We start from the raw sequence: 11,003 nt of genomic DNA on the forward strand, positions 1-11,003 counted from the left end.
GGGTGGTTCCGGGGAGGGTGCTGCCGCGTGGGGTCGACGCCGACGCGGCGCCACCGAAAACTCCTGGAGCGCCCGAACGCAGAAGCGGAGCGCGACCATGGGGTCGCGCTCCGCCTCCGTTCACCGCTCAACAGCACCTGCCGAGCGGCCTCACGCTGTGCTCACGCCCTCAGCACGCCGCCCACGGCGTTCGCGACGGCCTGCACGCAGCGCTCGCGCGCCGCCCCGATCTCCTTGGCCGACAGCGTGCCCTCCTGCGAGCGCAGCCGCACCGCGAAGGCGAGCGACTTCCTGCCCTCGCCGACCTGGTCGCCCGTGAAGACGTCGAACAGGCGCACGCTCTCGAGGACGTCGCCGATGCCGGCGATGATCGCGGCCTCGACGGCGCTCGCGGGGACGGAGTCCTCGACGACGAACGCGAAGTCCTCCTTCGCGAGCGGGTAGGTCGAGACGGGCTCCGCGGACACGACCGCGGGGGCCGCGGAGATGACCTGCTCGAGGTCGAGCTCGAGCGCGCAGGTGCGTGCGGGCAGGTCGAAGGCCTTCACGACCTTCGGGTGCAGCTCGCCCGCGTACCCGACCACGCTGCCGTCGTCCGTGCGCAGCTCGGCGCAGCGGCCCGGATGGAAGGGGGCGTGCTCGCGTCCGCGCACCTCGAGACGGGCGCCGACGGCGGCCGCCGCGCGGTGGGCGAGGTCGATCGCATCGGCCCAGTCCCAGGCGCGGCCGCTCCCCCACCACGAGTCCGGTCCGCTCGCTCCGCCGATGATCGCGGCGAGGTGGCGCGACTGCACGGGCATGGCAGCCTGCACGGCCTCGAGCTGTGCGTCCGTGGGGCGCTGCGCGGCCGGCAGCGGCGCGATCGGGCCCGATCCCGCGCGGGAGACGGCGTCGACCTCGAAGAGGGCGAGCGACTCCTGGCCACGGCCCAGGTTCCGCCGTGCCACGGGCAGCAGGGTCTGCAGCAGCTCGGTGCGCAGCAGCGGCTCGTCGTCGGCCAGAGGGTTCAGCAGGCGCACCGCGTCGCGGCGCGGGTCCTCGGGCCCGTACCCGAGCTCGTCGAACACGCCCTGCGGCACGAACGGGAAGGAGAGGACCTCGGCGAGGCCCGCCTCAGCGAGCGCACGGGCCGCGAAGCGGCGGCTCTTCTGCGCTCGCGTGAGGCCCGCGCCGCCGGGCGCCTGCGGCAGCACCGAGGGGATCTGCTCGTAGCCGAGGAGACGCGCGATCTCCTCGATGAGGTCCTCGCGGATCCTGAGGTCGGGGCGCCAGCTGGGCGGGGTGACGAGGAAGCTCGCCCCTCCGTCCGCCGTCCCCTCGGCGGTGCCGTCGCCCGCCGGGCCGTCCTCGACCGTGCAGCCGATCTTCTCGAGCGCCTCGCGGACCTGCTCCCTCGTGTACTCGACGCCGACGAGCCGCGTGGGCGCCCCGGCCTCGAGGGTGATCGGGGCAGGATCCTGCACGGAATCCGCGCCGGCGTCGGTGCGGGTGGCGGAGACCGTCCCGCCGCCGTACTCGGCGAGCAGCTGCGCGGCCCGGGTGACGGCGATCGCGGGCAGCTGCGGATCCACGCCGCGCTCGAAGCGCTTGGAGGCCTCGCTGGGCAGGCGGTGTCGACGCGCGGAGCGGGCGACCGTGACCGGGTCGAAGCTCGCGGCCTCGAGGACGACGTCCGTGGTCGCGGCCGAGACCTCGGTCGAGGCCCCGCCCATGACGCCCGCGATGCCGATCGCGCGGTCGCCCGCGCCCGCGTCGGCGATCACGAGGTCCTCGGGATCCAGTGCCCGGGGCTTGTCGTCGAGGGTCGCGAGCTTCTCGCCCGCGTGCGCGCGCCGCACCGTGATGGGCGCGACGAGCTCGGCGGCGTCGTAGGCGTGCAGGGGCTGGCCGAGATCCAGCATCACGTAGTTCGTGACGTCCACGATGAGCGAGATCGGGCGCATGCCCGCGAGCACCAGGCGCTGCTGCATCCACCGCGGCGCATGGGCGGTCGGGTCGATGCCCGTGACCTCCTGCGCGACGAAGCGGGTGCAGCCGGGGCGGCCGTCGATCGGTGCCTCGTCGGACAGGCGCACCTCGACGCCCGGCCCGTCGGCCGCGGGGACCTCGACCTCGAGGGCGGGATCGGTGAAGGCCGCGCCGGTGGCGTGACCGTACTCGCGGGCCACCCCCCGCATCGAGAAGGCGTAGCCGCGGTCGGGCGTCACGTTGATCTCGACGACCTCCTCGCCGAGGCCCAGCAGCGCGATCGCGTCGTCCCCGGGCTCGCCGGTGAGGCCGCGGGCGTGGCCGCGGCCCAGCACGATGATGCCGTCCTCGCCGTCGGGATCCGGGCCCAGGCCCAGCTCGTCGCCCGAGCAGATCATGCCGTCGGAGACGTGGCCGTAGGTCTTGCGGGCGGCGATCTCGAACGGTCCCGGCAGCACGGTGCCGGGCAGGGAGACGACCACGAGGTCGCCCTCGACGAAGTTGTGGGCGCCGCAGATGATGCCGCGGCTCGGGCGCTCCTCGCCGGGCTGGGGATCCTTCGGGTCGTCCTGCGCCTCGTTGTGCTCGGGGCCCACGTCGACACGGCACCAGTTGATGGTCTTGCCGTTCTTCTGGGGCTCCTTGACCAGGTCCAGGACGCGGCCGACGACCAGCGGCCCGGTGACCTGGGCGCCGAAGATCGCCTCCTCCTCGAGGCCGACGCGCGAGAGGTCGGTCGCGACCTGCAGGGCGCTCGCGCCCTCGGGAAGGGTCACGTGCTGGGCGAGCCAGGTGAGCGGAATGCGGGGCATCTCAGATCTCCGTCCCGTAGTGCTGGGAGAAGCGGACGTCGCCCTCCACGATGTCTCGCATGTCCGCGCCGTTGCGCAGCATGAGGATGCGCTCGATGCCGAGGCCGAAGGCGAAGCCCTGGTACTCCTCGGGGTCCACGCCCGCCGAGCGCAGCACGTTCGGGTGGACCATGCCGCACCCGCCCATCTCGATCCAGCCGGTGCCGCCGCACACGCGGCAGGCCGGGTCGGCGTCGTGGTCCAGACCCAGTCGCGCCTCGCAGCTGAAGCAGCGGAAGTCCATCTCCGCGCTGGGCTCGGTGAACGGGAAGTGGTTCGGGCGCAGGCGGGTGATCGGGCGCCCGCCGAAGATCGCGGCGGCGAAGGCGTCGAGCGTGCCGACGAGGTTCGCCATGGTCAGGTCCTTGTCGATCGCGAGGCCCTCGACCTGGTTGAACATCGGCGAGTGGGTCGCGTCGAACTCGTCCGCCCGGTACACGGTGCCCGGGCACGCGATGTACAGCGGGGCGCCGCGCTCGAGCATGGCGCGGATCTGCACCGGGGAGGTCTGCGTGCGCAGCAGCAGGCCCGAGTCCTCGGGTGCGACGTACAGGGTGTCCTGCAGCGAGCGCGAGGGGTGGTTCGGGTCGGCGTTCAGGGCGTCGAAGTTGAACCAGCCGGTCTCGATCTCCGGGCCCTCGGCGATCTCCCAGCCGATGCCGACGAAGAAGTCCTCGATGCGGTCCTGGAGGGTGCGCATGGGGTGACGGGCGCCGCGCGGACGACGGTCCACGGGCACCGTCACGTCGACCGTCTCGCGCGCGAGCGCGGCCTCCTCCTCGGCCTCGGCGAGCTCGGCCTGGCGGGCCGCGAGCGCGTGCTGGACGCGGCCCTTCGACTGGCCGACGAGCTTGCCGGCGAAGGCCTTCTGGTCCTTGGGCAGGTCCCGGATCGAGGCGTTCGCGCGCGAGAGCACGCTCGCGTCGCCGACGTGGTCGATGCGGACCTGCTTGAGCTCGGCGGTGCTGCCCGCCGACGCGATCGCGGCGAGCGCGGCGTCGACGGCGGCGCCGATCGTCGGCTCGTCGATCGTGACGGCCGCGGGGTCGGGGCTGGGAGGTGTCTCGGACACGGGTATCGCTTTCGTCCGGTGGGCTGATGTGCGGGTGGCGCGCCGCGGGGGATCGCCCGTCGGCCCCGCCGCACCGCAGACCATTCTAGGAGGGCTGCGCGCACCGCGCCGACCCGCCCGCAGGAGGGCTCGTCGGGCGGACCCGGCCGATAGGCTGGCCGGGAACCACCACCAGCGGAAGGAGCCCCACCATGCCCACGACCGTCCAGGGCGTCATCGCTCGCCATCCGAACGAGCCGGCGGAGCTCACCGACATCGTCATCCCCGATCCCGGGGCGCACGACGTCGTGGTCGACATCGAGGCCTGCGGGGTCTGCCACACCGACCTCGCCTACCGCGACGGCGCGATCACCGACGACTTCCCGTTCCTGCTCGGCCACGAGGCCGCCGGGCGCGTCTCGGCGATCGGCGACGAGGTCACGCACGTCGCCGTCGGAGACTTCGTCGTCCTGAACTGGCGCGCGGTGTGCGGCGACTGCCGGGCCTGCCGCAGGGGCCAGCCGAAGTACTGCTTCGCCACCCACAACGCCTCGCAGAGGATGACGCTCGCCGACGGCACCGAGCTCGAGGCCGCGCTCGGCATCGGCGCCTTCGCCGACAAGACCCTCGTCCACGAGAAGCAGTGCACGAAGGTCTCCGAGGAGGCCCGCCCCGAGGTCGCGGGCCTGCTCGGCTGCGGCGTGATGGCAGGCCTCGGCGCGGCCCTGAACACCGGCGACGTGCAGCGCGGCGAGACCGTGGCCGTCATCGGCCTGGGCGGCGTGGGCAGCGCCGCGATCGCCGGTGCCGTGCTCGCGGGCGCGACCACCGTGATCGGCCTCGACATCGTCGAGGAGAAGCTGCAGGCCGCGTCCGACCTCGGCGCGACCCACACCATCAACACCAAGGACCTCGACCGGGACCAGATCGTCGAGCGTGTCCAGGAGCTCACCGGCGGATTCGGGGCCGACGTCGTGATCGACGCCGTGGGCATCCCCACCACCTACGAGACCGCGTTCTACGCGCGCGACCTCGCCGGTCGCGTCGTGCTCGTGGGCGTGCCGCACCCCGATGCGGAGCTCACGATCCCGCTGGCCGACGTGTTCAGCCGCGGCGGCACCCTCAAGTCCGCCTGGTACGGCGACTGCCTGCCCGAGCACGACTTCCCCTACCTCACGGACCTCTACCTGCAGGGGCGTCTCCCGCTCGAGCGCTTCGTCACCGGCACCACCGACCTGGGCGGCGTCGAGGACGCGCTGAACTCCCTGCATCACGGCGACGTGCTGCGCACCGTGGTGGTGAACCGATGACGGCGCGGCTGGATCACACCACGACCTCCGGCACCTTCACGCTGGACGGCGAGACCTTCGACGTCGAGAACAACGTGTGGGTCCTGGGCGACGACGAGCAGTGCGTCGTCTTCGACGCCCCGCACGACGTCGACGCGATACGGGCGCTCGTCGGCGACCGCGAGTGCGTGGGCATCCTGCTCACCCATGCGCACGACGACCACTCGCGCTTCGCTCCCGAGCTGGCGACGGCGCTCGAGGCGCCCGTGCTTCTGAACCCCGCGGACGCCGAGGTCTGGAAGCTCACCCACGGCGACCTGCCCTGGGACGGGGACGTGGCCGACGGCGACGAGTTCACCGTCGCCGGGACCGACATCGAGGCGATCTCCACACCCGGCCACTCCCCCGGATCCGTCTGCTACCGAGTCCCGGCGCTGGACTGCGTGCTGACCGGGGACACGCTCTTCCAGGGCGGCCCCGGCGCGACCGGCCGCTCCTTCAGCGACCGGCCCACGATCGAGAAATCGATCCGCGAGCGCCTGTTCGCGCTTCCCCCGGAGACCATCGTGCACACCGGGCACGGACCGGACACGACGATCGGCGCCGAGATCGAGGCCGCGCGGGGCGACTGGCTGTGAGGTGAGCACATGGACGACGAGGAGCGCGAGGATGCCCGGCATCGCGGCGAGCGGCGCGGCCCGATGGGCCGCCTGCTCGCCCCGCTCCTCGTCCGCCGTGCACGGGCCTACGCGCGCGACTGCGTGGGATACCTCGTGCTGCCTGCGGCGATGCTCCCGATCGGGATTCCGCTCGCGATGCACATCGGGGACGCCGGCACCGCACGCGCCGTCGGCCTCGTCTCGAGCGCGATCCCGCCCCTGCTCGCGGCGCTGTGGGCGGCCCGCGCCGAGTCCGGCCCGCGAGCATCGACGTGGGGGAAGCGGCGCGAGGGCCTGCGCGTCGAGACGATGCCGGGTGGTCCGGGCGGGCAGGGCGGGGCCGGCAGGCCCGGCGGGCCCGGCGGGGCAGGAGGAACGGGCGGAGCGCGGTCCGGCGGAGCAGGCCCCGACGGGGCACACGTCCCCTTCGCCCGCGCTTTCGTCCGAAATCTCGTGAAGATCGCGATCCCGTGGCAGCTGGGACATGTGGTCGCCGTCGGCGCGGTCTACGGCGACTTCGACACCGGGGCGGCGGGGACGATGGTCGCCACGGTGCTGCTCTACGGCGTGGTCATCGTGCTCGTGGGCACCGTGATGCTGGGCTCCGGCCGGGGGATCCACGATCGGATCGCTGCGACGCGGGTGGTCGGCGACCCTCGATGAGGGACGGATCGCGGGGCGGCGGGCCGCCCCGCGCGGTTCCTCCCCAGCGCGCGTTCTCCACATGCCGCGTCCCGCGGCGTCGAATGTCGGTGCGTCCTCGTAGAGTCGGAGGACAGCATCGGATGAGGGCATCGGCTTCCGCCGACGGTCCGCCCGATGACCCGGATGACCAGCGACGACGCGGGCGGGAGGTGACATCGATGACGCACACGGCCACGCCCCTGCCGCCGCACGCGGCCCGCGCGGCGCACGCGCTCGCCCTCCTGGAATCCGCCGCGACCCTCGTCGAGCGCGCCGAGGGGATCCTCTCTGAGCTCGACGCCGATGCGTCGGAGTCCGAGGGATCGTTCACCGGTGATGTCCCCACCCCCGCCGGGACGTCGGCCCTGTCTCTCCCCGAGGCGCTCCTCGACGCGGTCGCCGTCAGCGAGCGGCTGCGCTCGCGCACCGATGCGGTGCAGATGCGCGCCTCCGTCGCGTTCCGCGATGCGCGCATCGCCCAGCAGCGGAACGACGGGATCCCGCGTGAGGCGATCGGCAAGGGGCTCGCGCACGAGCTCGCCCTCGCCCGGCACGCCTCGCCTGCGCGCACGGGCAACCAGCTCGCCCTGGACCGGGTGATCGTGGAGACCCTCCCGCGGACCATGGGGCTGCTCGCGCGGGGCGAGATCTCGCGCTGGTCGGCCGACGAGGTCGCCAAGGCCGTGCTCTGCCTCGACGACGAGGACCGCGCACGCGTCGACGACTCCGTGGCCGAGCACCTGCCGGAGGTCTCGCCGCGCCGCGCGGGCGGGATGGCCAGGGCCCGCGCCGACGAGATCGACCAGCGGGCCGCGCTCGCCCGCCATGAGCGCGAGGTCGGTGAACGGCACGTCTCGATCCGTCCCGTCTCCGACGCGGTGGTGCGCGTGAGCGCGCTGCTCCCCCTCGTCCAGGGCGTGGCCGTGTACAAAGCGCTCGACGACGCCGCCTCGAGCGCACGGGCCGCCGGCGTCGAGGGCACGAGGGGCCAGCACATGGCCGATGCGCTCGTCCGACGGACCACGGGACTCGAGCGCCCCGAGGACGTGGACGTGGAGATCCAGCTGCTGATGACCGACGGCTCGCTGCTCGCCGGCGGCGAGGACACCGCGTGGGTCGAAGGGCACCCCATGCCCGCGGCGATCGCCCGCCGGCTCGCGCTCGCAGCGCCGCAGGGGTCAGGGGATGGGAAGGATCCGGAGTCGCCCGACCCGCAGAGCCCCGCAGACCCTGCGCGCTTCATCCGCCGCCTGTACACCGATCCGGTCTCCGGGCGCCTGCGGGACGCCGATGCCGGCCGACGACGATTCACCGGCAGCGAGCGGCGCTTCGTGGAGATCGCCGATCAGCACTGCCGCACACCGTTCTGCGACGCCCGCGCCCGCCACATCGACCACGTCGTGCGGTACGCCGACGGCGGTGAGACCGTCGTCGCCAACGGCGTCGCCCGCTGCGAAGGGTGCAACTACCTCATGGAGCTACCCGGCTGGAGCGGCACCCTCGAGGACGCCGAGCAGTGCGGATCCGGACCTCCGAATGCGCCGCCGGCCCGGGCTCCGTCCCGCGCCTACGAGATCACGACCCCGATGGGACGCAGCTATGCGAGCAGCGCTCCCCCGCTGCGTCGTGCCCTGCGCGGGGACGGCGCCCCACACCAGGACGTCGCCCCGTCTCGGGACGTCGACCCGCACTGGACCCCGCCCGCGAGCGTGTTCATGCTCCCCGCCTTCGCCCCGGACGAGTTCCCGGTCGACGAGCAGGAGGGTGATGTGGAACGGATGATCGAGCTGGATCCGATCAGCAGTGCGCGACTCATCGAGTTCGCGGACCATATCGCCGGCACGGTCGACCCCTTCGAGGAGCACGGCGCCGTGGCGTAGTCACGCGCTCAGCGTCGGCGCAGGGTCTCGAAGAGGCAGACGGTCGCGGCGATCGCGACGTTGAGGGACTCCGCGTCTCCCGCGAGCGGGATCCGCACGGCGAGGTCGGCCGCATCGAGCACCTCATGCGGCAGACCGTGAGCCTCGTTGCCCATGACCCATGCCGCACGCGCGGGGAGCTCTGTCGCGAAGAGGTCGTGATCGGCGTACCCGCTGGTCGCCAGCACAGAGATGCCCGCACCGTGCAGGGCGGGCGCAAGCTCCTCCGGGGCGATCCCGGCGACCACGGGCAGATGGAAGAGGCTGCCGGTCGCCGAGCGGACCACCTTCGGGGAGTACAGATCCACGGTGCCGGTGGTCGCGAGGACCACGCGCGCCCCCGAGGCGTCGGCCGCGCGGATCAGGGTGCCCGCGTTCCCGGGGTCCTGGATGCCGTGGAGGACGAGGGCCGTGACCGGCCCGTCGGGGAGGGCGTCGAGCACCGCGCGGAGGGACGGCGAGGGGAGGTCGGCGACGGCGAGGACGCCCTGCGGCGCTGCCATGGATGCGGCGGCGCCGTCCTCCGCGCCGCGGGTCATCGCCCGCAGGATCGAGGGGTCGACGTCGCGGGGACGGATCGCGTGCGCGTCCGCGAGCTCCAGGATGTCGGGATGCGCCGACGCACCGTCGGCGGTGACGTACAGCTCCCGCACGAGACGGGCGGAATGCTGCAGGAGCGAGCGGACGGCCTGCGGGCCCTCGACGCGGAACCGCCCCTGCTTACGACGAGCAGAACGCCCGGACAGCGCGGCGATCCTCTTCACCCGATCTGATCTCGGGGACGTGATCGCCCAGCTGTCCGGGCGTTCCGTGGTGCTCATCGTGCGAGCCGACTGTCGAGGGTCAGGCCGCGGGGGCGTTGACGTCCTTCGGCAGGGCGCTCTTGGCGGTCTGCACGAGCGCGGCGAAGGCCGGCGCGTCGTTCACCGCGAGCTCGGCGAGCATGCGACGGTCGACCTCGACACCCGCGAGCCCGAGGCCCTGGATGAGGCGGTTGTAGGTCATGCCGTTCGCGCGCGCCGCAGCGTTGATGCGCTGGATCCACAGACGACGGAAGTCGCTCTTGCGGACCTTGCGGTCGCGGTAGTTGTAGGTCTGCGAGTGGAGCACCTGCTCCTTCGCCTTGCGGTACAGACGCGAGCGCTGCCCGCGGTAGCCGCTGGCCTGCTCGAGGATCTCCCGACGCTTCTTCTGGGCGTTGACCGCCCGCTTCACGCGTGCCACGTGATTCTCCTTCGCTGGTGTTCGAGTTCGATGGTGCGGGAACTCAGGAATCCCGCGAGGGGGCTCAGCGGCCCAGAAGCTTCTTCACGCGCTTGGCGTCGGACTTCGCGACGTTGGTGTCGCTGCCCAGACGGCGCTTGCGGGTGGAGCTCTTGTGCTCGAGCAGGTGGCGAGCGTTCGCCTTCTCGCGCATGAGCTTGCCGGAGCCGGTCACCCGGACGCGCTTCTTGGTGCCCGAGTGGGTCTTGTTCTTCGGCATCAGCCTGTTCTCCTTCTGAATGGGATCGTGGGCCCGCACGCGGGGTGCGGGCGAGCGATCAGGACTGGGGGTCCGGCGTGCTGCCGGAGTCCTCGGACGAGGCGGTCGCGGCGTCCTCGGAGGCGGGCTCCTTGGCGGCGGCCTTCTCGGCGTCGGTGCGGCGCTTGCGGGCCTCCGCGCGCGCCTGGGACTTCTTCTTCACCGGGCCCAGGACCATCACCATGGTGCGGCCGTCCTGGCGCGGGTGGGACTCGACGAAGCCGAGCTCGGAGACGTCCTCCGCCATCCGGCCCAGCAGCTGGATGCCGCGCTCGGGACGAGCCTGCTCGCGGCCGCGGAAGCGCACCATGACCTTGACCTTGTCACCGCCGGCGAGGAACTTCTCCACGTTGCGACGCTTGGTCTCGTAGTCGTGGGTATCGATCTTCAGACCCATACGAATCTCCTTCTGGAGCGTATTGGTCTGGTTCTTGCGGGACTCGCGCGCCTTCATGTTGGCTTCGTACTTGTACTTGCCATAGTCCATGAGACGGCACACGGGCGGATTCGCGCCCGGGGCGACCTCGACGAGATCGAGGTCGGCCTCCGCGGCGAGCCGCAGGGCGTCCTCGACACGCACGGTGCCGACCTGTTCGCCATTGGGTCCGACCAGCAGGACCTTCGGGACCCTGATCTGGCCATTGATGCGCTGTTCGCTGATGGGTGTCTCCTCACCTCGGTGTCCGACGACATGACGAAGGCCCCCACACGGATGTGGAGGCCTCGAGTGCACGCGCCGCACGGGCGCGCCGCCGACGCGGACGTCAGGCTGCGACACGACCCCGACGACTGCACGCCGCGAGGTGGGAGAGGCTCCACTTGCAAAGGGGAACGTCATGTTCCGGTCCCCTATGCTACCAGGAGGACGACGCCGCGCCCCGTGACATGCGTCGCCCCTCCCCTCGACCTCGTGAAGGACCCTGTGAACGACATGCCCGACCTCGCTGGTGCCGTAGCCGAGCACCGCGCCGCCGTCGATCATCGGCTTCAGCTGGTCGAAGGGCTCCGCGTCGCGGTCGTCGGTGTTCTCGCCGTCGCTGAGGAAGTAGACGAGGGAGTA

Annotated in this window: 10 protein-coding genes; 4 read left to right on the plus strand and 6 right to left on the minus strand. The window is 72.4% G+C overall.

Features of this window, described 5'->3' with window-relative positions; genetic code table 11:
- Window positions 1-161 precede the first annotated feature (161 nt).
- Entirely contained in the window at window positions 162-2,780 is a 2,619-nt protein-coding gene (pheT, locus tag MHY49_RS17725; RefSeq protein ID WP_239206363.1) for a phenylalanine--tRNA ligase subunit beta, read from the minus strand.
- A gap of 1 nt (window position 2,781) precedes the next feature.
- A complete protein-coding gene (gene pheS, locus MHY49_RS17730) occupies window positions 2,782-3,891 on the minus strand; it encodes a phenylalanine--tRNA ligase subunit alpha (RefSeq protein WP_239206365.1) in 1,110 nt (369 codons plus the stop codon).
- 191 nt (window positions 3,892-4,082) lie between these two features.
- Between pheS and MHY49_RS17735 the strand changes: the two genes are divergently transcribed.
- The 4 genes from MHY49_RS17735 (at window position 4,083) to MHY49_RS17750 (ending at window position 8,382) form a co-directional block, all read left to right on the plus strand.
- Complete coding sequence (locus MHY49_RS17735) at window positions 4,083-5,180, plus strand: S-(hydroxymethyl)mycothiol dehydrogenase (RefSeq protein WP_239206367.1); 1,098 nt, start codon at window positions 4,083-4,085, stop codon at window positions 5,178-5,180.
- Window positions 5,177-5,797: an MBL fold metallo-hydrolase gene (locus MHY49_RS17740; RefSeq protein WP_239206369.1), complete on the plus strand. Its 621-nt coding sequence runs from the start codon at window positions 5,177-5,179 to the stop codon at window positions 5,795-5,797. Before MHY49_RS17735 ends, MHY49_RS17740 begins: the two co-directional genes overlap by 4 nt.
- Window positions 5,798-5,806: 9 nt before the next feature.
- Window positions 5,807-6,481, plus strand: a complete 675-nt coding sequence (locus MHY49_RS17745) for a hypothetical protein (RefSeq protein WP_239206371.1) — start codon at window positions 5,807-5,809, stop codon at window positions 6,479-6,481.
- Between the two features lie 200 nt (window positions 6,482-6,681).
- Window positions 6,682-8,382 (plus strand): HNH endonuclease, encoded by a 1,701-nt coding sequence (locus MHY49_RS17750; protein ID WP_239206373.1) that lies wholly within the window; start codon window positions 6,682-6,684, stop codon window positions 8,380-8,382.
- A gap of 8 nt (window positions 8,383-8,390) precedes the next feature.
- Here the strand turns inward: MHY49_RS17750 and MHY49_RS17755 are convergent, their stop codons facing one another.
- The 4 genes from MHY49_RS17755 to infC form a co-directional block, all read right to left on the minus strand.
- Complete coding sequence (locus MHY49_RS17755; RefSeq protein WP_239206375.1) at window positions 8,391-9,242, minus strand: RNA methyltransferase; 852 nt, start codon at window positions 9,240-9,242, stop codon at window positions 8,391-8,393.
- A 22-nt stretch (window positions 9,243-9,264) separates the two neighbouring features.
- Window positions 9,265-9,645 (minus strand): 50S ribosomal protein L20, encoded by a 381-nt coding sequence (gene rplT, locus MHY49_RS17760; protein ID WP_152351946.1) that lies wholly within the window; start codon window positions 9,643-9,645, stop codon window positions 9,265-9,267.
- A gap of 64 nt (window positions 9,646-9,709) precedes the next feature.
- Window positions 9,710-9,904, minus strand: coding sequence for a 50S ribosomal protein L35 (gene rpmI, locus MHY49_RS17765; RefSeq protein ID WP_152351945.1), 195 nt, complete (start codon window positions 9,902-9,904; stop codon window positions 9,710-9,712).
- Window positions 9,905-9,962: 58 nt separating this feature from the next.
- On the minus strand, window positions 9,963-10,676 hold the full coding sequence (gene infC, locus MHY49_RS17770; protein WP_228359683.1) for a translation initiation factor IF-3: 714 nt from the start codon (window positions 10,674-10,676) through the stop codon (window positions 9,963-9,965).
- Window positions 10,677-11,003: the final 327 nt, after the last annotated feature.

Source organism: Brachybacterium sp. ACRRE, assembly GCF_022346485.1.
Classification (GTDB): Bacteria; Actinomycetota; Actinomycetes; order Actinomycetales; family Dermabacteraceae; genus Brachybacterium; species Brachybacterium halotolerans.

Bases quoted from the DNA above. Each gene is read 5' to 3' on its own strand.
- pheT (WP_239206363.1), bottom strand. From the start codon at position 2,780: ATGCCCCGCATTCCGCTCACCTGGCTCGCCCAGCACGTGACCCTTCCC.
- MHY49_RS17735 (WP_239206367.1), top strand. From the start codon at position 4,083: ATGCCCACGACCGTCCAGGGCGTCATCGCTCGCCATCCGAACGAGCCG.
- MHY49_RS17740 (WP_239206369.1), top strand. From the start codon at position 5,177: ATGACGGCGCGGCTGGATCACACCACGACCTCCGGCACCTTCACGCTG.
- MHY49_RS17745 (WP_239206371.1), top strand. From the start codon at position 5,807: ATGGACGACGAGGAGCGCGAGGATGCCCGGCATCGCGGCGAGCGGCGC.
- MHY49_RS17750 (WP_239206373.1), top strand. From the start codon at position 6,682: ATGACGCACACGGCCACGCCCCTGCCGCCGCACGCGGCCCGCGCGGCG.
- MHY49_RS17755 (WP_239206375.1), bottom strand. From the start codon at position 9,242: ATGAGCACCACGGAACGCCCGGACAGCTGGGCGATCACGTCCCCGAGA.
- rpmI (WP_152351945.1), bottom strand. From the start codon at position 9,904: ATGCCGAAGAACAAGACCCACTCGGGCACCAAGAAGCGCGTCCGGGTG.